Genomic DNA, 22,037 nt, shown 5'->3' on the forward strand with positions numbered 1-22,037 from the left:
CGGGCGGGGGCGCGAACGAGTGACCCCCACCCGGACGGGTCACGGCTTGATGAGCACCTTCAGCGCTTCGCGGTCCGCCATCGCGCGGTAGCCGTCCGGCACGCCTTCGACGTCGATGGTCCGGTCGAAGACGCGACCCGGCCGGTACTTGCCGTCGAGGACGTCCGGGAGCAGCTCGGGGATGTAGTGCCGGGCCGGGGCGACCCCGCCGGTGACGGTGATGTTGCGCCGGAACAGCGCCGGTCCGATCGGGCCCTCCTCGTACTGCGGGACGCCGACCCGGCTGACCGCCCCGCCCGGGCGCACGACCCCGACGGCCATCTCGAAGGCGGGCTTCGTGCCGACGCACTCGAGGACGGCGTGCGTGCCCTCGCCGTTCGTCAGCTCACGCACCTTCTCGACGCCTTCCTCGCCGCGCTCGGCCACGACGTCGGTCGCGCCGAACTCGCGGCCGAGGTCGGTCCGCGCCCGGTGGCGTCCCATCAGGACGATCCGCTCGGCGCCGAGGCGCTTGGCGGCGAGGACAGCGGAGAGGCCGACCGCGCCGTCGCCGATCACCGTGACGTTCTGGCCGGCGCTCACGCGTGCCTTGGTGGCGGCGTGGTGGCCGGTAGGGAAGACGTCCGACAGCGTGAGCAGCGACGCCAGCAGGTCGTCGTCCTCGGTGTGCGGCACCTTGACCAGGGTGCCGTCGGCCTGCGGCACGCGGACCGCCTCGCCCTGGCCGCCGTCGACGCCCTTCGCACCCCAGAACCCGCCGTGCACGCACGACGTCTGCAAGCCCTCCCGGCAGAACTGGCAGGTGTTGTCGGAGTAGACGAAGGGCGCGATGACGAGGTCGCCCTTGGTGACCGTGGTGACGTCCGCGCCGGTCTCCTCGACGATCCCGAGGAACTCGTGCCCGATCCGGCGGCCGTGCTCGCTCGGCGCCATGTCGGCGTACGGCCAGAGGTCGCTGCCGCAGATGCAGGACCGCACCACCCGCAGGATGACGTCGGTCGGCTCCACCAGCTTCGGGTCCGGGACGGTTTCCACCCGCACGTCGCCGGCGCCGTAGATGACTGTCGCTCGCATGCAGGTGCCTTTCCCTGGGTGGAACGTGACAAACGGAAGGGGTGCGGCCACGGTGACGCGCCTAGATTTTCGTCCATGATCCCTGGCACCGCACTTCGCCGCCCGTACCTGACCGCCGCCGTCTTCGCGGTGACGCTCGCCTGCGGGATCGCGCAGCTGGTCCACCCGCCGCTCTACGACGCCATGGACCGCAATGCCGCCCGCATCGACGCCGGCGAGTGGTACCGCCTGGTCACGGGCATGTTCTTCCAGGACGGCCGGGCGTTCGGGCTGGTTTTCAACCTGGTCTGGCTGGCGGTGTTCGGCACGCTCGCCGAGCGCGTGTTCGGCCGCGTCCGCTGGCTCGTCCTGTACTTCGGCTGCGGCCTGTTCGGCCAGTTCGCCAGCTATGTCTGGCTCAACCCCGTCGGCGCGGGCAACTCGATGTGCACGGCCGGCTTGATCGGCGCCCTCGCGGCCGTGGGCATGGTGGCTTCGCGCCGCTACGGCGTGGTGCTGCCCGTGCAATTCCGGGTCATGGCCTTCGCGGTGCCGGTGCTGGCGGTGGTGGACACGATCGCGCACGACAACCACGGCCTGCCCGCCCTGCTCGGCGTGGCGCTGGGCTTCCTGCTGCTACCGGCTCCGGTACAGGTCGCGCAGCAGTAGCACCTCGGCGCAGTGGTGGATCATCTCCCGGTTGATGTGCAGCACCAGCGTCGCCATCGGGTACTTCGCGTACGGGCCTTCCGCCGGGCCGCACGGCCGTTCCAGCGCCTCCTCGTCGAGGGACTGCACGCCGGCGACCCACTGCGCGTACAGCTTGTCGAGCTCCGAAAGCGCTTCGGCGGCCGTCCCGGGGTACGGGTAGCTGTCGTAGCCGATCGGCGCGCCGCCGAAGTGCGACCCGATCCGCGCGCCCAGCACGCCGACCAGGAGGTGGCCGAGCCGCCAGGCGATCGTCGTGACCGGCGGTGGCGTCGGCTCCGGGAAGGCGAAGTCGATGGTGAACGGGCCGGTGCCGGGCTCGTCGTCCGACTTGCGCGGCCGCACGGTCCAGCAGTTCGGAACCGGCTCCCAGAAGTACTCGTCGTCGGTGAGGCCCTCGAGCTTCGGGCGCGTGTGCACCTCCCAGTGGAAGGCGAGCTGGTCGGTCAGTTCCTTGGTCCAGTTCACAGCCATACCGGGCACCGTAGGCCCGATCGAGGACAGCGACGGCCCTGAATCCCGGGTGACCGGGCCCACCTGGGACGATGGTGGGGAATCCCGCTTCTCGCCAGGAGGTCGCCAGGTGCCCAACCCCACCGGTCCGGTTCTCGTCGTGGACTTCGGGGCGCAGTACGCGCAGCTGATCGCCCGGCGCGTCCGCGAGGCACAGATCTACTCGGAGGTCGTGCCGCACAGCGCGTCCACCGAAGAGATCCTCGCGAAGAACCCCGCGGCCATCATCCTTTCCGGTGGTCCTTCGAGCGTGTACGCCGAAGGCGCGCCGGGCATGGACCCGAAGCTCACCGAAGCGGGCGTGCCGATGTTCGGCATCTGCTACGGCCACCAGCTGCTGGCCAGCGCGCTCGGCGGGGTCGTCGAGCCGACCGGGGTCCGCGAGTTCGGCCGCACCGAGGTCCGCGTCACCGGCGACGGCGGCGTGCTGCACGCCGGCCTGCCCGCGCACCAGCCCGCTTGGATGAGCCACAACGACAGCGTCACCAAGGCCCCCGAGGGCTCGGTCGTCACGGCCTCTTCGGACGGTGCTGCGGTCGCCGGCTTCGAGGACGTCGAGCGCCGCTTCGCCGGCGTCCAGTACCACCCGGAGGTCGCGCACTCGCCGCACGGCCAGGAGGTGCTGCGCCGGTTCCTGCGCGACATCGCCGGCATCGAGCCGCAGTGGACGACGTCGTCGATCGTCGAGGAGCAGGTCAAGCGGATCACCGACCAGATCGGCGACGGCCGGGCGATCTGCGGCCTCTCCGGCGGTGTGGACTCCGCCGTCGCGGCCGCGCTGGTGCAGCGCGCCATCGGGGACCGGCTGACCTGCGTGTTCGTCGACCACGGCCTGCTGCGCGCCGGCGAGCGCACCCAGGTCGAGCAGGACTTCGTGTCCGCCACCGGGGTCAACCTGGTCACCATCGACGCCCGCGAACGGTTCCTCGACGCGCTCGCCGGCGTCACCGATCCGGAGCAGAAGCGCAAGATCATCGGCCGCGAGTTCATCCGCGTCTTCGAGCAGGCCGAGCGCGACCTCAAGGCGCAGGGCGACTACAAGTTCCTGGTCCAGGGCACGCTCTACCCGGACGTCGTCGAGTCCGGCGGCGGCGAGGGCACGGCCAACATCAAGAGCCACCACAACGTCGGCGGCCTGCCGGACGACCTGGAGTTCGAGCTGGTCGAGCCCCTGCGGCTGCTGTTCAAGGACGAGGTCCGCCGCGTCGGGCTGGAGCTGGGCCTGCCCGAGACGATCGTGCAGCGGCAGCCGTTCCCCGGCCCCGGCCTGGGCATCCGCATCATCGGCGCGGTCGACCAGGAGCGTCTCGACACTCTCCGCGCGGCGGACCTCATCGCCCGCGAGGAGCTGACGGCGGCCGGGCTGGACCGCAGCATCTGGCAGTGCCCGGTGGTGCTGCTCGCGGACGTCCGCAGCGTCGGCGTCCAGGGCGACGGCCGGACCTACGGGCATCCGGTGGTGCTGCGGCCGGTGTCGTCGGAGGACGCGATGACCGCGGACTGGACGCGCCTGCCCTACGAGGTCCTGGAGCGGATCTCCACGCGCATCACCAACGAGGTCGCGGAGGTCAACCGGGTGGTGCTGGACGTGACGTCCAAGCCGCCGGGCACCATCGAGTGGGAGTGAGCCTCCCCCGGGCAAGGCTCGAGGCCCCGGCGTGGGATCCGGGGCCTCGAGGGTTTGCGGTGGGTCAGCGCCGGCGCTTGCCGAACGACGCGGCGAGCAGCAGCACCCCCACGAACACCGCACCGCCGGCGATCACCCAGCGGAAGTCGAACGAGGGCAGCCAGCTCGCGCCGTCCGAGAGGACGTACGCCGACACCAGCAGCGTCGCGACGCCGACGATCAGGGTGAAGGCGTCCACGCCGCCGCGCCGGGCGGGCTGGGTGTCGGCCGGGTTGTCGTAGGCGTAAGGGTTCTGGTCAGCCACGCCGTACCTCCACGGTGCCCAGACTGTTCGACACATGCAGGGTGATCTTCTGGCCGCCGACGCCGTCGGGGCCGTTGTCCGTCCCGGTCAGCGCGGGCTGGCTGATGCCGTCGTTCGAGCGGCCGAAGCACGACGCCTCGCCCGCCCCGGTGCGGCAGTCGAAGGTGACGTCCGCGTTCGCCGGCACGGTCACCGTGGTGTCGCCGGCGCCGTTGGACACGGTCGTCGTGTACGGCGCTCCTTCGGGCAGTTCGGTCAGGTCGAGCCGGATGTCGCCCGCCGCGTGCTGGTACAGCGGCAGCAGTTCGGCCTGCGACTGCGGGGTCTGCGTGAGGTCACCGACGCCACCGCGGACGTCGAAGTCCTTGAACGGCGCCGCCGTGAGGACCATGCCGACGATCGCCAGCGGCACCGCGAGCCCGATCAGGCCGCGGCCGCCCCCGGCGAACGCGCCGGCGACCAGGCCGATCCCGACCACGCCGAGCACCAGGCCGATGATGTGCTGCGCGTCGAACCAGGTGGCCCCGTTGAGCCCGGCCAGCACCGCACCGCCGGCGGTCAGCACGGCGAGGGCGAAGGTGGCCGAGCCGACCTTCGACCGCGGACCGAGCTGCGACCCGTGGTGCGACGGCCGCGGACCACGCTGCGTCCCGTGGTGCGACGGCTGCGGTGGCGGTGCCGGCTGCGGCGCGTCGGGCAGGTCCCAGCCGGCCGGGTCGGCGGCGAGGGGATCCCAGCCGCGGGCCGGCGACGGCGCCTCGGCGGTGTCGGTCATGGTGAAGGCTCCGTTTCCGGTGAAGGCCGGGTAGGACGTCCGCGCGGCGACGGGCGCGGGCCGGTTCAGGTGGCCGCGGCTGCGGTGCAGCAGGTAGAGCGCGGCGGCGATGAGCGCGCAGCTGATGAGGCCGCCGCCGTCGAACCACGAGCCGGTGATCGACCCCCCGGTGCTGACGACGGTGAGCACGAGCAGCACGACGGCGAAGGCCGGCGACACCGACGACCGCCCGCGCCCGATGAGCCCCTCGAAGCCGGAGACCTCGTCGCTCTCCCCGGGGAAGAACAGCCACCCCAGCAGGTAGAAGGGGACACCGAAGCCGCCGAAGATCGTCGTGACGACCAGCGCGATCCGCACGACGACGGGATCGACCCCGTACCGGTACCCGATGGCGGCGGCCACCCCGGCGAGTTTCCGCCCGGCGTGCGGCCGCCGCGGCCGGCTGGCCCAGAAGTCCTTCACGGTCTCCTCGAAGCCGTCCAGGACCCCCGGCTTCTCGCTCGCACCACTCATACCGAGAAGCATGCGGCACCGAGGTCGGCGGGACATCCGGGATGGTCCCTGAGGTTTCCCGGAGGGGTCGGCGTAACAGGTCGCTCCCAGGCGCGACCTTTGTTCCGAATCCACGGCGGAGGAGGAACAGGCGATGGCCCGCAGGAAGAAGCCGGCCGGCGCCGGCGGCAGTGCCGTGGTGGGGATCGCCACGGTCGGCGTGGTGGTGCTGATCGTGCGGTTCGTCGCGGCACATCCGGTCGCCTCGCTCGTCGGGGGGACCTTGGTGCTCGGCGCGGCGATCTACGGGTCCGTGCTGTGGCAGCGGAAGCGAGCCCGCGAAGCCCAGCGGGCGTGGCAGCTCGAGGTCGCCCGGTCCCAGGAGATCGCTCGCTACCACGCGATGGCACCCGACGAGTTCGAACGTGCCCTCGCCTTTCTCTGCGCGCGGGACGGCTGCTCGCAGGCGACGGTCACCGGCCGGGCGGGCGACCTGGGCGCCGACGTCACCGCCTACGCCCCCGACGGGCGCAAGATCGTCCTGCAAGCCAAGCGGTACGGCGGTACCTCGAAGGTCACCGGTCCGGATCTGCAGCGCTTCGGCGGCACCTGCTTCAGCGTGCACGGCGCACGCGTCGCCGCCGTGGTGACCACTTCTGCGTTCACGAAGCAGGCGCAGCAGTACGCCGCCCACCACGGCATCCGGCTGCTCGATGGCGCCGGTCTGGCCGCCTGGGCCGGCCGCACCGAGCCGGCCCCCTGGCACTGACCGCGGTGCCGGGCAGCTGGATCAGGGGTTTCCCCGATGGATCCGCACCCCCGTGCGTGTGACCATGGACGGCGTGCAGGAGTCCCTCGACCACGTCACCGCCGAGCAGGCGATCACCCCCGCGGACCCGAGCAGGCCGAAGATGCTCCGGCGCCGGTCCGGGCGTGCCATCGCCGGGGTCGCCGGGGGGCTCGCCGATCACCTCGGCGTGCCGGTCCTCTGGGTGCGGACGGTGTTCGCGCTGCTCGCCGCGCTCAACGGCGCCGGGCTGCTCGCCTACGGCCTCCTCTGGGTGTTCGTCCAGCAGCAGTCCGAAGAAGCGGCGGAGGCGCCGAAGCCGAAGGAACGGCAGCAAGCCTTCGGCCTGATCGCGCTGGGCGTCGGGCTCGCCGTCGCCAGCGGGACGCTCACCGGGTTCATCAGCGGCTGGGTCGCCGTGCCGCTGGCCGTCGCCATGATCGGTCTCGCGGTCGTCTGGCGCGAGGCCGACGAGTCGCAGCGCCGTCGCTGGCGGGCCGGGGCGAAAGACGGCTTCGCGGGCGCCTTCCTCGGCGGGGGCGGCTGGTCGGCCGCCATCCGGATCGTCGCCGGTGTCGCGCTGGTCATCACCGGCATCACCGTCGTCGTGCTGCGCAGCGGCACCCTCGACCAGGTCCAGTTCGCGTTGATCGCGGTCCTCGCGACGCTGATCGGGGTGGCCGTGCTGACCGTGCCGTTCTGGCTGCGGCTGGTCCGGGACCTCTCCGACGAGCGCAAGGCCCGCATCCGCACCGACGAACGCGCCGAGATCGCTGCCCACCTGCACGACTCCGTCCTGCAGACCCTCGCGCTGATCCAGAAGCAGAGCGAACAGCCCCGCGAGGTCGCGCGGCTGGCCCGCAGCCAGGAGCGTGAGCTGCGCGGCTGGCTCTACGGTCCCAACGGCTACGGCAAGCCCTCGGAGAAGCCCGAAGAAGCGACGGGGCAGCTCTCGGAGGCGCTCGCCACCGCGTGCGGCGAGGTCGAGGACACCTTCGCCATCTCCGTCGGGCAGGTTGTCGTCGGCGACGCCGAGCTGGACGAATCGCTGGCCGCGCTCGTCCAGGCCGCCCGCGAGGCGATCGTGAACGCCGCCAAGCACGCCGGCGTCGACGAGGTCAGCGTCTACGCCGAGGTCGAGCCGACGTCGGTCACCGTGTTCGTCCGCGACCGCGGGAAGGGCTTCGACCCCGAGCTCGTCCCGGACGACCGCCACGGGCTCGCCGACTCGATCCGCGGCCGGATGACCCGGCACGGCGGCACGTGCAAGGTCCGGACCGCGCCGGGGGAGGGCACCGAGGTGCAGCTCGCCATGCCGGTGAAGGCGGGCAAGGGAGCGGCGTGAGGCGGCTATGCTCGACGACGTGACGGACAGCCAGCGCGAACCGGTCAAGGTGTTCCTCGTCGACGATCACGCGCTGTTCCGCGCGGGGGTCCGCACCGAGCTCGACTCGATCACCGACGAGGTCCGCGTCGTCGGCGAGGCCGGTTCGGTCGCCGAGGCGGTCGCCGGGATCGCCCGGACGAAACCGCAGGTGGTACTGCTCGACGTGCACATGCCCGACGGCGGCGGCGCCGAGGTGCTCCGCCGGGTCCGCCCCGAGCTGCCGGACGTCGTGTTCCTGGCCCTCTCGGTCTCCGACGCCGCCGAGGACGTCATCGCGGTCATCCGCGCCGGCGCGCGCGGGTACGTCACGAAGACGATCTCGTCGAAGGAACTGGTCCGCGCGGTGGTCCGGGTCGCGGACGGCGACGCCGTGTTCTCGCCGCGGCTGGCCGGCTTCGTGCTCGACGCGTTCGCCGACCGCCCGGGCTCGGCCCCGATCAACGACCCCGAGCTGGACCTGCTGACCCCGCGCGAGCGGGACGTCCTGCGGCTGCTGGCCCGCGGGTACGCCTACAAGGAGATCGCGTCCGAGCTGTTCATCTCGGTGAAGACGGTCGAGACGCACGTGTCGAGCGTCCTGCGGAAGACCCAGCTGTCGAACCGCTACGAGCTCTCCCGCTGGGCCTCCGACCGCCGCCTCGTCTAAACCCGTTCCAGCGCCGGCTCGGCCGCCGGCACGCGCTTCGGGATCCGCGTCAGGGCCACGCCGCCGAGCACGACGACCATGCCCGCGATCACCCGCAGGTGCAGCTGTTCACCCAGGAACACCGCGCCGAGCAGCACGGACACCACCGGCAGCAGGTAGCCGACCACGGACGCGGCGACCGCGCCTTCGCTCGCCAGCAGCTGGTAGTTCAGCGCGAACGCGATGCCGGTCGACCCGATGCCCAGGACCAGGACCGCGAGCAGCGGCCCGGTGGACACGTGGACCGGCGTGAACCCGCCCGCCGGCAGCGCCAGCACCAGCATCCCGCTGGCCAGCAGCATCTGCCCGGCGGAAGTCGCGTACGGCGACAGCGAGGCGTCCGACAGGTACTTGCCCTCGTAGACGAACGCGAAGCCGTAGCTGGCCGCCGCCGCGAGGCACGCCAGCGCGCCCCAGCTCAGCAGGCCCGACGCCTGCCACGGCGCGAAGATCAGCAGGATGCCGCCGAGACCCACTACCAGGCCGGCCAGCCGCGCCCCGGTCATCCGCGACGACGTCCCCATCAGCGGGGCCGCGAGCAGCACCCACAGCGGCGTCGTCGAGTTGAGCACGCCGGTGATCCCCGAATCGACCGTCGTCTCGCCGATCGCGAACAGCAGGAACGGCAGCGCGTTGTGGAAGAACGCCGCGACGGCCAGGTGTCCCCACATCCGGCGGTCGCGCGGCAGCCGTGCCCGCTGCAGCCGGCACAGCACCAGCAGCATGGCCGCGCCGAGCACGAGCCGCGCCAGCACGAGCTGGACCGGCGAGAACATCCCCAGCCCCAGCTTGATCCAGAAGAAACTCGAGCCCCACATGAGCGCCAGCGCGGCGATCCTGAGCAGGGTTTTCGTTTCGCCCACCCCAGTCCTCCTTCGATAACAGCGTCAGCTTCGTCCGCGCCAGACGTAAGGACAAGCGAAAATAACTGCAGGAACACTTAAGCTGAGCTGTACGATCGGGGCATGCTCGACGTCCGCCGCATGCAGGTCCTCCGCGCCGTGATCACCAGCGGGTCGATCACCGCCGCGGCCCGCAACCTCGGCTACACGCCGTCCGCGATCAGCCAGCAGCTGTCGGCGCTGGAACGCGAGGCGGGCACCGAGCTGCTCGAACGCGTCGGCCGCGGTGTCCGGCCGACCCCGGCGGGCGCACTGCTGTCCGAGCACGCCGAGACGCTCAGCGCCGAGCTGGCCAAGGCCGAGGCGGCGTTGACCGAGCTCAAGGAGGGCCGCACCGGCCGCGTCGCGATCCGCTACTTCGCCACGGCGGGCGCGTCGCTGGTCCCGCCCGCCATCGCCGCCGTCCGGCGCGAGCACCCGGGCGTGCATCTCGACCTCAAGCTGGTGGAACTCGACGACCCGATCCTGGACGTCGAGTCGGGCGACGCGGACGTCGCGATCACCGTCTTCCCGCGCAAGACCCCGCCGGCCAAGGGCGTCGAGCTGGTGCACCTGCTCGACGACCCGTACCGGGCGGTGCTGCCGAAGGCCCACCCGCTGGCCCGCAAGCGCGTGCTGGACCTGACGGAGTTCGCCGAGGAGCCGTGGGTCGGCGTCGACGGCCTGCCTGGAGTCTGCCGCGACATCCTGCAGGGCGCCTGCGCTTCCGCCGGCTTCGCGCCGAACATCGTGGTGGAGTCCGAGGACTACCAGACAGCGCAGGGGTTCGTCGCGGCCGGCATCGGCGTCGGGTTGATCCCCGAGCTGGGGCTCGGCGCGCAGCACCCCGGGGTGGTCGTCCGCCGGATCCGGAACCCGGAGCCGGCGCGCGCGATCCACGCGGCGGTGGCGTCCCGGGCGTGGGGTCACCCGGCGGTCCGCACGCTGCTGGAAGCCATGCGCGCGGCGACCGCCAAGGTGGCCTAGACGAAGAACAGCTCCGACACCAGGATGCCGACCAGCACGGCCGCGAGGATCGCGGCCACGGTGATCAGCGTCTTCTTCGACACCGGCAGGTTCCACGCCTGAGCCTGGGCCTGGGGGCCCGGTGCCGGCGGCGGCGCGTACTGCGTCGGCGGCGGGACCGGCTGCATCCGCTGCGTCTGCTCCGCCGCGGAGTAGCCGGGCGCGGAGACCGGGATCTGCTGCTGGAACTGCGGTCCCGAGGGCGGCATCGGCGGCGCCGCGGGCGCCAGCCCCGGGTTGAAGGGCGGCGGCGGGGGCGGCGGGATCCCGGGTGCCGTCGGCGGGATGAACGCCGTCTCGCGGCCTTCGGTGATCGCCTGCAGGGACCGGACGGTGTCCGCCATCGTCGGCCGGGTCTTCGGGTCCGCGCGCAGCATCTTGCGCAGCGCCTCGGTGAGGACACCGGAGTTCTGCGGCGGGCGTTCGGACGACTGGCCGTCTTCGCCGAACGGCGGCACACCCTCCACCGAGGTGTAGAGCGTCGCGCCGAGGGAGAAGACGTCGGCGGCCGGCGTGGGCGGCAGCCCCCGCGCGACCTCGGGGGCCACGTACGCCGCGTGGGGCCCGCCGCCGCTGATGCCGATGTCGGTGAGCTTCACGCCGCCGTCGTCGGCCAGGAGCACGGTGCCCGGCTCGAGGGTGCGGTGCACGAACCCGGCCGCGTGGATGGCCGCCAGGGCGTTGCCGAGCTGGATGCCGAGCTGCGCCGCCTGGTCAGGGGTGAGCCGCCCGTGCTCGGCGAGGAACGTCGCCATGCTGCGCGACGGGATGTACTCCATCACCAGCCAGACGTCCTGGCCGTCGGGCAGCACGTCGAACACCTTGATCGCGCACGGGTGCTCGATCCGCGCCGCGTCCTTGCCCTCCTGCATGGCGGCCGCGCGCGCCTGCTCGGCGCGGTCGCCCGCGCCGACCGGCAGGTACATCCGCTTCATCGCGACGGTCCGGAACAGCCGCGTGTCGAACGCCAGCCACACGATGCCGGCGCGGCCGCGGCCGATCGGCTGGTCCAGCCGGAACCGGCCGCCGACGATGGTTCCTTCGGAGCTCAACACATACCTCGGGTCAGGAGTTGCCGGTACCGGTCGCCGAGGTCGACACCGGCGGAGACGACTCCGGCGACGACGAGGGCGGGGGCGACGATGTCGTCGTCTTCGGAGTCGACTTGGGCGTGGTGGTCTCGGCCGGTTCGGAGCTCCGCGAGGTCGTCGCCTTCTTCGACGACGAGGTCGGCTCCGTCACCGGCGGCGGCACGTCGGCCGTGCTGAAGGTCGTGTCCTCCGTGGGCGTCGGCGTCTCCGACGTCGCGGCGGGCGACGGCTTGGTGCTGGAGATCGGCGAGGCAGGCGCCTCCGGGTTGTTCGGGCTCAGCAGCCACACGACGAGCGCGACCAGGCCCACCACCACGACGCCGCCGATGATCGCCGGGCGCTTCCACGCGCCGGGCTTGCCCTCGTCCTCGTCGACCGGGCTCATCTGCGGCCGCGACCGTGCCGGGGGCGGCGGGGCGGGCTCGTCGTCGTAATCGTCGTAGTCGTCTTCGTAGCCGCCCTGCTCGTGCGGCGGCACCGGCACGGCGCGGGTCGCGGCCAGGCCGGGCGGCACGCCCCCGGCCGCGTGGTGGTCGTCCTCGCGGTAGTGGCCGTACCCGTCGTAGTCGTCCTCGGGGTAGCCGGTGGCCTCCGGGTAGTCGTCCTCGTCGTAGAACGGCACGGCCTGCGTCGGAGCCCCGCCGCCGCCGAGCAGCGTGCCCGAGTGGCCGGCGGGGATCTCGTCGAACATCTGCGTGGCGTTCGGGTCGGCGACGGCGGCCGCGCCGAGGACGCCGGCGGACGGCGCCATCATGGTCTCGTCCGCCGGGCCGCCGAGCGGCGTCTCACCGCGCGCGACGGCCGCGAGCAGCTCCTCGCACTCCTCGGCGGTCGGCCGGTGTTCGACGTCCGGGTGCAGCAGCACGGCCAGCACGCTGGCCAGCGGCCCGGACTGGCGCGGCGGGTTGATCTGCCCGGCCGCGACCGCGTGCAGCAGGCTCAGCGTGTTCTCCGACAGCCCGAACGGCGGCTGGCCTTCGCAGGCCGCGTACAGCGTCGAACCGAGGGAGAAGACGTCGGACTCCGGCCCGGGCTCGCCGCCGATGGCGACCTCGGGGGCCAGGTAGGCGGGGGTGCCGGCGATCATCCCGGTCTTCGTGACCGTGACGTCGTCCTTGGCGCGGGAGATGCCGAAGTCGGTGATCTTCACGACGCCGTTGCCGCCGAGCAGGATGTTGCCCGGCTTGATGTCGCGGTGGACGATGCCGACCGCGTGCGCCTCGCGCAGCGCCGCGGCGACCTGGGCGCCGATGCGCGCCACCTCGGTCGGCGGCAGCGTGCGGCGTTCCTGCAGCACGGCGGCCAGGCTGGTGGAGTTGAGGTACTCCATGATCAGGCACGGCTGCCCGTTGTCGTCCGTGACGACGTCGAACACCGAGATCGCGTTGGGGTGGTGCAGGCGGGCCGCGATCCGGCCCTCGCGCATCGTCCGCTGCCGGGCGTCTTCGGCGTCGTGCTCGTCCAGGTGCGGCTGGAGCAGCAGCTGCTTGATGGCCACGGTGCGGCCCAGGACCTCGTCGTGCGCCTGCCAGACGGCCCCCATCGCGCCCGTGCCGATCCGGCCGACGATGCGATATCGACCGGCGACCAGACGACCCTCGTCGCTCACGCGACCTCCCTTTGGGCTCCGACTTCACCAGGGCGTGAGGATCGGTGCCTGGTGACGCGGCCACGTGTACGCCGCTTCGCTGGAGCGTATGCACATGTCGTGGGCTGCGTGCCGGCTTCACGGAGACCGGCCCGTGACAAGGCTAGGCGCTCACTCTGCGCACACGAATCCGGTACGGGCACTTGAACCACGGGTGAAGGGGTGATCGCCGAGGGCTACATGTACTGGGCCGAGACGAGCTCGGCTTCGGTGATCAGCCCGCCGGTGTCGGCGACCCGGAACAGCTGGGTGACGCGCACCAGCGCGCCGTCCGGCCGGTGCAGCGTGGCGACCGCGAGGATCGAGCCGTCCGGCTTGATCTGCGTGTCGGCCTCCTGGACGTCGATGGCGTCCATCGCGCTCCAGGTGCGGACCAGCTCGCCCGCCGAGCCGCCGGCCAGGGACGGGCTCAGCAGCGCCAGCGCGCCCGCCGAGTTCCGCGCGATGGCGGCGTAGAAGTTCTTGACGGCCTGGATCTTGCGGCTCGCGCTGCGCGCGTCGGCGGCCTGGTCCGGGACCGAGGTGACCGGCGCGGGCGCCGCCTGGGCCCGCGGGGTGCCGTTCGCCGGGTGGTCGGTCACCGGCGTGTCCTCGGCCTGTGTGCCGGGGGTCGTCGTCCCGCGCTGCTCCGGCGCGCCGCCACCGGCCTGGCGCTGCGGCACGGCGAGTCCGCCGAGCTCGGCGGCGCCGGTGAACCCCGCGGGCGTGGACTGGCCGGCCGGCGACGCGGCGCGGTGCGAGCTGGTCAGCATCGGCGCGGCGATCACCGCGCCGGCGACGAGCGCGCCCGCGGCGACGAGCCCGGTCAGCTTCGCGCGGCGGGCGAGCCGGCTTTCCGGCTCCCCGGCGTCGTCGGCCTGCTCCGGCTCGCGGGCCGGCTCGGTCCGCCGCGGCAGGAACCGCTGCGGGTCGCGGACGACCTGCTCGAGGTGGTCGCGGTCGGCGTCGGCGACGCCGTCCAGGATCTCGGCCGGGATGATGTCCTCGACGCGGACGGCGTGGGGTGACTCACGCCGTGTGCGCTGCCGATCAAGCACGAAAGTCCTCGCTCTGGGGTGCCGGGACGGGCATCCGCCGTTCGGCCGGTGCCCGTTGGTCCGGTTGGCCGGTTCGTGGCCGGTTCCGGATCCGCTAGTCGTCAGGTAACCCTGTGCGGACGGCGACCACCAGGCTCTGTCGCCGGAATGCCGTCGCGATACGACGAGCGGCAGCTTATGTCACCCACCCGGACCAGGGATAACCGCTCGGCGCACCGCACGTGCATCAGAACGGGCGAACCGCACGTGCAGGCGTGGCTACTGACCGTCAGCCGTGATCTTGTCGCCGTCGCCGAAGGTCAGCGTGCGCTCCTCGACGGTCTTGGTCCCGTCCGTGTGGGTGATCTCCACGGTGTTGACGGTGACGCCGCGCTGCTGGTCGATGCTGACCTTCTTGACTTCGAAGTACGCAATGCCCGCGTACCGCCGGGCGAGGGCCTGCGGGCCCTGGTCGTGCAGCTCGCCGGTGGTCACCGACGACGCCGCGGCGGGGTCGGTGGTGACGGTGTTGAAGAACTTTTCCGAGTTGTCCCCCATGGTCTGGGCGTCCGGCGGGAAGGAGTACCACCACGGTGATTTGACCGGGGTCTCCCGCTGGGCGGGCGTGACGGGCGGCTTCCGCGGCGTCCTGTCGGGGGTGGCGGCCCCGGTCGTCGGGGTGGCCGGCGCTTCGGTGCTCCCGGCCGGCGGCGGAGCGACGCCGTCGACCGGCCCGGCCCCGCCACCGCTGGTCTTCCCCGGGGTGGTTTCCGAGGGGGCGGCGGACTCCGGCCCGGCGGCGGACCCGCCCTCGGTGGGCGGCCGCTGCCCGGAGGTGGGATCGACGACGGCCGGCGCGCCCTGGTAGCCGGGCCACGCGCCCTGCACGGCCTGGTCCACCGGCGGTTTCCCGACGAGGAAGGACCCGGCGCACAACAGCCCGACGACGACGGCCCCGGACGCACCGGTGGCGAACCAGGCGGCCTTCCGCCAGGTCTTGGGCGGGGTCACGGAGGCGGGCACGGACCCGATGGTGAAGCCACCGAGCCCGTCGATCGGCGGGGCGGAGTAGATCCGGGCATCGTCTTCGTCGACGTCCACCCCGCGCGGAGCGGGGGAGGCCAGCGAGACCCGCGTGCGCCGGGCGGCTTGGTCGGCCCGGGATTCGGCGGGCGAGGGTCCGGCCGGATCGTCCTCGAAGTCTTCGTAGTCCTCGGCTTCGTAGTCCTCGAAGGCTTCGAGGGGCAGGCTCCCGTGCACGGCCGGGAAGAGCGGAGCGGGCCGCCCGCCCCGCGGCTGCGGCAGGGACGGCAGCGGAAGACAGCCGGACATCACCGGATCGGCCGGGGCGCGGCCATCGGCGGGACGGTCGGTGTGGCGCTGCCAGGGGTGGTTCAGCGGGAGCGACCCGGAGGACACCGGATCGGCGGGACCGTCGGTGTGGCGCTGCCAGGGGTGGTTCAGCGGCAGTGACCCGGAGGACACCGGATCGGCGGGACCGTCAGTGTGGCGCTGCCAGGGGTGGTTCAGCGGCAGTGACCCGGAGGACACCGGATCGGCGGGACCGTCGGTGTGGCGCTGCCATGGGGGGTTCAGTGGCAGCGACCCGGACGACACCGGATCAGCGGGGTGCTGTGCGGCGTACGGCTGCGCCGGCCACCCCGTCGTCGCCCGGTCGGCCGCCAGCGGGTCGCCGGGGTGCCGGGTGGGCTGGTGCGGCGAGAGCGAGCCGGCGAGTACGGGATCGGTGGGCATCGGGTCGCCGGGGTATCGGGTGGCGTACTGCTGCGCCGGCCACTCCGCCATGGCCGGGTAAGCCCCCACCGCGTCGCCGCTGTTCCGCACCGGGCAGTCCTCAGGAGACGAGCCCACTCCACCGCCGTGGCCGTACCCGGCTTGCGGCGGGAGCACCGCCGGCGGATCGGTCACCCGGCCCGCCGCGTGGTGGCGCACCGGGCGGTGCTGCGGAAGCGGCGGCGTCCAGCTCTCCGCGCCGCCGCGCCGGTGGCGTCCGGGATGCGCGGGCGCGTTCGCGCGTCCGAGGAACTCGTGGCTCATGTGAGCTCGACCACCCGGCCGCACACTCCTGACGCCATCCGGCCGCCAGCCGACCCGATCGGAGCATCCTCACGCGCGGAATCCTGTTCGGAATCCTGCGCAAATGCACGCGCACGCAACAGTGGGCGCGCGGGGCCAGTGCCCCCGCGCGTCCTGCGGGCGTTGCCCGACCCAGACGCAAGGGTCCTCACGGCGTCAACCCTAGGAGCATCCGGCGGAGAAAGTCGCCCCCAAACCTGCAAGTTGCAGAGGTTTCACTCGGTCGGGCGCGACCGAACGGGCGATAGTGACGCTGCGAAGTTTCACGCAGCGGTATCGGTCCTGATCAGGCCCTTCACCCTCCCGAACGGTAACGGTCCCGCGTGGACTGCAGCGCCTTCGTCGCCACGACACCGCTACCGGCGGCGACGATGATCGCGAAGATGTCCAGCGCCGGTCCCCCGGCCGTGAGCAACCAGGCGAACAGCGAAGCCGCGGTCGTACCCCCGGCAACGGCCCAGCGGCTGCGGACGTACTGCGCGACCGGAGCGCCGCCGGCCCGCTTACCCGCTGCGTTGTTGAGCAACGCCAGATACCCCACATGGCCCAGCGCGGCCAGCACGCTCGCGAGCGCGACGATGACGGCGATGAGGTTCACGAGCCAGTCCATGACCCCAGTCTGCCCGCAAGAGGGGCGCGCCTGCCTCGGGGAAGTCCCCGAATTCGCCGCAACCGTTACCGGCCGAGCCGCCCGCGGCCCAGGTTCAGCAGCGCCATCGCGAGCTGCCGGCCGTCCGGGCCGAGTTCGCGGTACCGCGCGAGCACGTCCATCTCGCGGTTGTAGACGATGCGCGTGCCGCCGGCGGCCATCCGCGCGGCGCCGATCGTCTTGGACACTTCGACCCGGCGTTTCACCAGCCGCAGGATCTCCTTGTCCAGCCAGTCGATCTCCTCGCGCAGCGACGCGATGTCGTCGCCCGCGGGGGTGTGCTCGGCGGGCTGGCCGTCGGCGTTGGTGGCGTGTGCGTTCATCGGGACCTCTTTCTCGAAGCCCGGACCCGGTCCCAGGGACGGCGACAGCCCCGGGTCCGCGGACTCCGGGGCTGGCGTGATGGCGGTTCGGGCACTACGCGATCACGGGAGCCGGAGTCCGGGTCCCGTAAAAAAATCGCTCTGCGTGGTGCCGCACACGCTCAGTATGGCACAGCGGCGCCGGGCCGCTCCCGGAACGCGCGCACCCGAGCATGAACCAAGAGGCTCACCGCGAGCCAGAAGATCGGGAACGCCGGCCAGAAGAACCCGGCGCCCAGCACGACCCAGCGGACGATCGCCACGGCCGCGATCGCCACCACGACGGCGAGGTGCAGCCGTAGTGCGGGGTGCCGCCGCAGCGCGTCGCGGCCGAGCGGGAAACCGGGGCGCGGCGGCGCCGGGCGCGGCAGGTCGGCGGTGAGCGCGGTGAGTTCGTCGGTGAACCGCGCGGCGTAGACGTGGCTGAGGCGCTCTTCGACCTCTTCGAGGGTGAGCCGGCCTTCGGAACCGGCGTGCTGGACGGCGGTGGCGACGCGTTCGCGATCGGCGTCGGCGGCCCGGATGCGGGCGGATGAGGTGTCTTCCATGTCCGCCGATGCTCCGCGCGCGGAGCCCGTGGCGCGTCGGACGGCAGGCGACACCTGCCGGTACGCCCGGCGCCGTAGCCGCGCCCGGCACGCTGTGCCGCAGTTCCACCCACCCGGGGTAGCGTGGACGCACGATGGACACCCTCTTCGATCTCCCCGCCGCGAACCCTGTGCGCAAGCCCGCCGCCGGCGGGCAGGCCGAGCTGCTCGACGACCTCAACCCCGCCCAGCGCGAAGCCGTCACCCACGCCGGTGGCCCGCTGCTGGTGGTGGCGGGCGCGGGATCGGGCAAGACCCGGGTGCTGACCCGCCGGATCGCCTACCTGCTCGGCCAGCGCCGGGTGCACCCCGGCGAAATCATGGCGATCACGTTCACCAACAAGGCCGCCGCCGAAATGCGCGAGCGCGTCGCCGCGCTCGTCGGGCGCCGGGCGAACGCGATGTGGGTGTCGACGTTCCACTCCATGTGCGTGCGGATCCTGCGCCGCGAAGCCAAAACGCTGGACATGTCGTCGAGCTTCTCCATCTACGACTCCGACGACACCAAGCGGCTGATCACCTTGGTGGCGCGCGACCTCGACATCGACCCGAAGCGCTACGCCGCGCGCACGCTCGCCGTGCACATCTCGAACCTGAAGAACGAGCTCACCGACCCGGAAACCGCGGCGGCGAACGCGGGCAACGACCTCGAGCGCCGCGTCGCCGAGGTCTACGGCGAGTACCAGCGGCGGCTGAACCAGGCCAACGCCTTCGACTTCGACGACCTCATCATGCGCACGGTCTCGCTGCTGCAGGCGTTCCCGGACGTCGCCGAGTACTACCGGCGCCGCTTCCGCCACGTCCTCGTCGACGAGTACCAGGACACGAACCACGCGCAGTACACGCTGGTCCGTGAGCTGGCCGGGACAGCGCCGAACGAGGCGGGCGTCGAGCCGGCCGAGCTGGTCGTCGTGGGCGACGCGGACCAGTCGATCTACGCCTTCCGCGGCGCGACGATCCGCAACATCGAGGAGTTCGAGCGGGACTTCCCGAACGCGCACACCATCCTGCTGGAGCAGAACTACCGCTCCACGCAGACGATCCTGTCCGCGGCCAACGCCGTCATCGAGCGCAACCCGAACCGGCGCGCGAAGCGGCTGTGGACGGATTCGGGCGACGGCGAGAAGATCGTCGGCTACGTCGCGGACAACGACCACGACGAAGCCGCGTTCGTCGCGGGCGAAATCGACGCGCTGGCGGAGAAGGGCGAAGCCGACTACTCCGACGTCGCCGTCTTCTACCGCACCAACAACCAGTCCCGCGTCTTCGAAGAGATCTTCATCCGGCTCGGGCTGCCGTACAAGGTCGTCGGCGGCGTGCGGTTCTACGAGCGGCGCGAAGTCCGCGACATGATCGCGTACCTGCGTGTGCTGGCGAACCCGGAGGACACGGTCAGCCTGCGGCGCGTGCTGAACGTGCCCAAGCGCGGCATCGGCGACCGCGCCGAAGCCGTCGTGGCGACGCACGCCGAGCGCGAGCGGATCTCCTTCGCACAGGCGCTGCGGGACGCCGTCGAGGGCAAGGTGCCGCTGCTGAACCCGCGCTCGGTCAAGGCGATCGGCGGGTTCGTGGCCCTGCTCGACGAGCTGGGCGTGCTGGTCTCGGAGGGCGCCGAGGTCCACGACGTGCTGGAAGCGGTGCTGGAGAAGACCGGTTACCGCGTCGAGCTCGAGGAATCGGACGACCCGCAGGACCACACGCGCGTGGAGAACCTGGACGAGCTCGTCACGGTGGCGCGGGAGTTCACCGAGATCACCGCCGAGGTCGTCGCGGACGAGAACGCCGAGCTGGTCGTGGAGGAAGGCGTCCCGGCGCCGGGCTCGCTGCCGGCGTTCCTCGAGCGCGTGTCGCTGGTCGCGGACGCGGACTCGGTGCCGTCGCCCGACGGCGGCGAAGAAGGCGACGGCGGCGCGGGCGTGGTCACGCTGATGACCGTGCACACCGCGAAGGGCCTGGAGTACCCGGTGGTGTTCTGCACCGGCTGGGAGGACGGCGTCTTCCCGCACATGCGGGCGCTGGGCGACCCGACGGAGCTGGCGGAGGAGCGGCGGCTCGCGTACGTGGCGATCACGCGGGCGCGTCAGCGGTTGTACGTCTCGCGCGCGATCACGCGCTCGGCGTGGGGCCAGCCGTCGATGAACCCGGCTTCGCGGTTCCTCGACGAGCTGCCGCCGGACCTCGTCGACTGGCGGCGCCTGGAGCCGTCCAGCGGCGGCTTCGGCTCGTTCGGTTCCGGCTCGCGCGGCACCCCGCGGGCGGCGACCACCTGGGGCGGCCGGCGGTCCACTTCGCCGTCTTCGTCGGGGACGCCGTCGTTCGGCAAGGGCTGGAAGGACACGGTGGCGCTGAAGCTGGACGTCGGCGACCGCGTCAGCCACGACAAGTACGGCCTCGGCACGGTGATCTCCTGCGACGGCGTCGGCCCGCGCGCCACGGCCACGATCGACTTCGGCGCGGCGGGCAAGGTCCGCCTGATGCTGATCGGCAGCGTGCCGATGGTGAAGCTCTAGGCCACCCGGTCGAGTGAATCCGGCGGCGATCCCGGCGATCGCCGCCGGAATCGTCGTACCCACCCGGTAAAAAGGACCCTGCGATCGAACAAAGGTTCGACGGAGGGGGTAGTGTGGTGTGGACGCGGTGCTGTTTGGGCTTCTCGCCGAAGGGGTACGAAATTACCTGCGGGGAGTCCTGGAGACGATGGTTCCGGATCGGGGTCGGGAGCCTTCGGGGGTTTCGGGAGTCCCTCCGCACGCGGGAGCGGAGGCGTGCCGGCTGGCCGCCGCCTGGCGAGCGCTGCTCAGGCAGCACGAACTCGGCGCGGACGGGCGTTGTGTCACCTGCGGCCGGGGACGCCGCTGGACGACCAGAGCCCGAAGCGTCGCGCGTGTCCGCTCCGCGGGGGGCGCGGTGCCATGGGGCTGGCTGCCCACCCGGCGGCCGGCAGAGCTGTGCACGGTGTGGCAGGTCGCGGTGGCGTACTTCATCCGCCGGTTACCGGGCGGACAGCGGTAGGCATTCCCGGGCGCTGAGGCGGCTGTGGACGGTTTTTCCCGGGGCGGGAGTGGGTTCGGTCGTCCGACGGGTTTCGGGGCGGCCTGGGGTGCTTCCGGTGACTGGTGTGATCGGCTTGGGTTCGGAGAGCGCTCCGCCGGGCGGAGAAGGTGGCAGGACGACCGCGAGCGGTTCCGGGGAAGGTCCTTCTCTGCGAGCCGTCGGTGAGGGCGGGCTGGCAGCCTCCAGTGGCAGCCCTACTCCGCGAGCCCGAGCCGCGCGAACGTTACCCGATCCGGGCGTTTGTGTTCGGCCTTCAGTGGTGAACCTTGAGCTTGTGACCGGTTCCAGCATCCGAGCGGCCAGGCGAGGCGCGTGCTCTCAGCGTCCTTCGCCGGATTCGGCTGCCTGCAGTGTCCCGGCCGGAGCGGAAGTCCGCTCTACGGCCGGGTGCGGGCTGGGTGTGCCACGAGCGAACGGATCAGATGACGATGCCGCGCGCCGCCAGCCAGGGGCGGGGGTCGATCTTCTTGGTGCCGTTCTGCCACACCTCGAAGTGCAGGTGCGGGCCGGTGCTCTGGCCGCGGTTGCCGATCTCGGCGATCTGCTGGCCGCACTTGACCTTCTGGCCCTCCTTGACGGAGAAGCTGTTCATGTGGCCGTAGACCTGGATCGTGCCGTCGTCGAGCTGGACCCGCACCCACAGGCCGAAACCGCTGGCCGGCCCGGCCTCGATCACGGTGCCGTCGGAGGCGGCGTAGATCGGCGTGCCGATGGCGTTGGCGATGTCGATGCCGAGGTGGCTCGTGCCCCACCGGGCACCGAAGCCCGAGGTGAAGGTGCCGTGCGCGGGCAGGCAGGTCTTGGGCCGGTTGGCTTCTTCGGCGGCCTTCTTGGCGGCCTCGGCTTCGCGCTGCTCGCGGGCCTGCGTGACAGAAGCGCTGTCAGCGAGCTTCGCGGCTTCGGCGGAGGCGTCGACGGCGTGGCCGGTCGGCAGGAGTTCCGGGGCGCCCCCGGAGCCCGCACCTCCCGCGGTCAGCGAAGCGCTGGCGTCCTGGCTGTTGGCCAGGGGGGTGAAGGCGGCGTCGGAATCGGTGACCGTCTTGAGGGTCGAACCCGCAGCAGCGGCGGCGAACGCACCAGCCGCAACAGCGGCAACCACGACACGGCCGCGAAGGGCCGAAGAGGGCGGGGCGATGCGGTGCGCACCCCGGACACGAACGACCGCACCTTCCAGTGCGTCCTTCAATGCCGGGGAAGGAGCTTGGCCGCCGGGGGAGCGGTGTGAAGCCAAGACAGGGCCTTCCATCGTCGGGGAGCCGGGTCGAGGACTGCGGGCGGGGGAACCCGGTGAGCCA

General features: G+C 72.2%; 20 protein-coding genes. 7 read left to right on the forward strand and 13 right to left on the reverse strand.

All coding sequences use genetic code 11. The annotated features are described in order from the left end of the window. Positions 1-39: 39 nt before the first annotated feature. The gene (locus AB0J55_RS42685; protein WP_364262799.1) at positions 40-1,074 is read right to left on the reverse strand and encodes a zinc-dependent alcohol dehydrogenase family protein; all 1,035 of its coding nucleotides are present in this window, start codon (positions 1,072-1,074) and stop codon (positions 40-42) included. Between the two features lie 75 nt (positions 1,075-1,149). Between AB0J55_RS42685 and AB0J55_RS42690 the strand changes: the two genes are divergently transcribed. Continuing rightward, a complete protein-coding gene (locus AB0J55_RS42690; protein WP_364262802.1) occupies positions 1,150-1,722 on the forward strand; it encodes a rhomboid family intramembrane serine protease in 573 nt (190 codons plus the stop codon). Here the strand turns inward: AB0J55_RS42690 and AB0J55_RS42695 are convergent. Further along, positions 1,690-2,235 (reverse strand): DinB family protein, encoded by a 546-nt coding sequence (locus AB0J55_RS42695; protein ID WP_364262805.1) that lies wholly within the window; start codon positions 2,233-2,235, stop codon positions 1,690-1,692. The genes AB0J55_RS42690 and AB0J55_RS42695 overlap by 33 nt on opposite strands. A gap of 109 nt (positions 2,236-2,344) precedes the next feature. Between AB0J55_RS42695 and guaA the strand changes: the two genes are divergently transcribed. After that, complete coding sequence (gene guaA, locus AB0J55_RS42700) at positions 2,345-3,901, forward strand: glutamine-hydrolyzing GMP synthase (RefSeq protein WP_364262808.1); 1,557 nt, start codon at positions 2,345-2,347, stop codon at positions 3,899-3,901. A gap of 64 nt (positions 3,902-3,965) precedes the next feature. Here the strand turns inward: guaA and AB0J55_RS42705 are convergent, their stop codons facing one another. Continuing rightward, the gene (locus AB0J55_RS42705; RefSeq protein WP_003073507.1) at positions 3,966-4,205 is read right to left on the reverse strand and encodes a hypothetical protein; all 240 of its coding nucleotides are present in this window, start codon (positions 4,203-4,205) and stop codon (positions 3,966-3,968) included. Beyond that, positions 4,198-5,493, reverse strand: coding sequence for a PspC domain-containing protein (locus tag AB0J55_RS42710; RefSeq protein ID WP_364262812.1), 1,296 nt, complete (start codon positions 5,491-5,493; stop codon positions 4,198-4,200). The genes AB0J55_RS42705 and AB0J55_RS42710 overlap by 8 nt, the downstream gene beginning before the upstream one ends. A 133-nt stretch (positions 5,494-5,626) precedes the next feature. Here AB0J55_RS42710 and AB0J55_RS42715 point away from each other — a divergent pair, with 133 nt between their 5' ends. Genes AB0J55_RS42715 through AB0J55_RS42725 form a run of 3 tightly spaced genes read left to right on the forward strand, consistent with a single transcriptional unit; the run spans position 5,627 to position 8,292 of the window. After that, positions 5,627-6,241, forward strand: coding sequence for a restriction endonuclease (locus tag AB0J55_RS42715; RefSeq protein ID WP_364262815.1), 615 nt, complete (start codon positions 5,627-5,629; stop codon positions 6,239-6,241). A gap of 58 nt (positions 6,242-6,299) precedes the next feature. Beyond that, on the forward strand, positions 6,300-7,604 hold the full coding sequence (locus AB0J55_RS42720; protein WP_364262985.1) for a PspC domain-containing protein: 1,305 nt from the start codon (positions 6,300-6,302) through the stop codon (positions 7,602-7,604). Between the two features lie 7 nt (positions 7,605-7,611). After that, positions 7,612-8,292 carry a response regulator transcription factor gene (locus tag AB0J55_RS42725; RefSeq protein ID WP_003073499.1) on the forward strand — a complete coding sequence of 227 codons (681 nt, stop codon included), beginning with the start codon at positions 7,612-7,614 and terminating at the stop codon, positions 8,290-8,292. Here the strand turns inward: AB0J55_RS42725 and AB0J55_RS42730 are convergent. Then, positions 8,289-9,194, reverse strand: a complete 906-nt coding sequence (locus AB0J55_RS42730) for a DMT family transporter (protein ID WP_364262818.1) — start codon at positions 9,192-9,194, stop codon at positions 8,289-8,291. The genes AB0J55_RS42725 and AB0J55_RS42730 overlap by 4 nt on opposite strands. Before the next feature lie 102 nt (positions 9,195-9,296). Between AB0J55_RS42730 and AB0J55_RS42735 the strand changes: the two genes are divergently transcribed. Continuing rightward, the gene (locus tag AB0J55_RS42735; RefSeq protein ID WP_364262821.1) at positions 9,297-10,199 is read left to right on the forward strand and encodes a LysR family transcriptional regulator; all 903 of its coding nucleotides are present in this window, start codon (positions 9,297-9,299) and stop codon (positions 10,197-10,199) included. Here the strand turns inward: AB0J55_RS42735 and AB0J55_RS42740 are convergent. The 7 genes from AB0J55_RS42740 to AB0J55_RS42770 form a co-directional block, all read right to left on the reverse strand. Further along, positions 10,196-11,290 (reverse strand): serine/threonine-protein kinase, encoded by a 1,095-nt coding sequence (locus tag AB0J55_RS42740; RefSeq protein ID WP_364262824.1) that lies wholly within the window; start codon positions 11,288-11,290, stop codon positions 10,196-10,198. The genes AB0J55_RS42735 and AB0J55_RS42740 overlap by 4 nt on opposite strands. A 13-nt stretch (positions 11,291-11,303) precedes the next feature. After that, a complete protein-coding gene (locus AB0J55_RS42745) occupies positions 11,304-12,938 on the reverse strand; it encodes a serine/threonine-protein kinase (RefSeq protein ID WP_364262827.1) in 1,635 nt (544 codons plus the stop codon). Between the two features lie 215 nt (positions 12,939-13,153). After that, a complete protein-coding gene (locus AB0J55_RS42750) occupies positions 13,154-14,014 on the reverse strand; it encodes a hypothetical protein (protein ID WP_364262830.1) in 861 nt (286 codons plus the stop codon). Positions 14,015-14,272: 258 nt separating this feature from the next. Next, the gene (locus AB0J55_RS42755; protein WP_364262833.1) at positions 14,273-16,051 is read right to left on the reverse strand and encodes a hypothetical protein; all 1,779 of its coding nucleotides are present in this window, start codon (positions 16,049-16,051) and stop codon (positions 14,273-14,275) included. 334 nt (positions 16,052-16,385) lie between these two features. Continuing rightward, the gene (locus AB0J55_RS42760) at positions 16,386-16,700 is read right to left on the reverse strand and encodes a hypothetical protein (RefSeq protein WP_364262836.1); all 315 of its coding nucleotides are present in this window, start codon (positions 16,698-16,700) and stop codon (positions 16,386-16,388) included. Positions 16,701-16,765: 65 nt separating this feature from the next. Further along, positions 16,766-17,062, reverse strand: coding sequence for a chorismate mutase (locus tag AB0J55_RS42765; RefSeq protein ID WP_013222709.1), 297 nt, complete (start codon positions 17,060-17,062; stop codon positions 16,766-16,768). A 161-nt stretch (positions 17,063-17,223) separates the two neighbouring features. Further along, a complete protein-coding gene (locus AB0J55_RS42770; protein WP_364262839.1) occupies positions 17,224-17,649 on the reverse strand; it encodes a DUF1707 domain-containing protein in 426 nt (141 codons plus the stop codon). A gap of 134 nt (positions 17,650-17,783) precedes the next feature. Here AB0J55_RS42770 and pcrA point away from each other — a divergent pair, with 134 nt between their 5' ends. Then, positions 17,784-20,198 (forward strand): DNA helicase PcrA, encoded by a 2,415-nt coding sequence (gene pcrA, locus AB0J55_RS42775; RefSeq protein WP_364262842.1) that lies wholly within the window; start codon positions 17,784-17,786, stop codon positions 20,196-20,198. A 962-nt stretch (positions 20,199-21,160) separates the two neighbouring features. On the opposite strand, the gene AB0J55_RS42780 is transcribed toward pcrA, so the two are convergent. Further along, positions 21,161-21,841: a M23 family metallopeptidase gene (locus AB0J55_RS42780; RefSeq protein ID WP_364262845.1), complete on the reverse strand. Its 681-nt coding sequence runs from the start codon at positions 21,839-21,841 to the stop codon at positions 21,161-21,163. Positions 21,842-22,037 lie beyond the last annotated feature (196 nt).

The sequence above is a fragment of the Amycolatopsis sp. NPDC049688 genome, from assembly GCF_040674975.1.
Taxonomy (GTDB): Bacteria; Actinomycetota; Actinomycetes; order Mycobacteriales; family Pseudonocardiaceae; genus Amycolatopsis.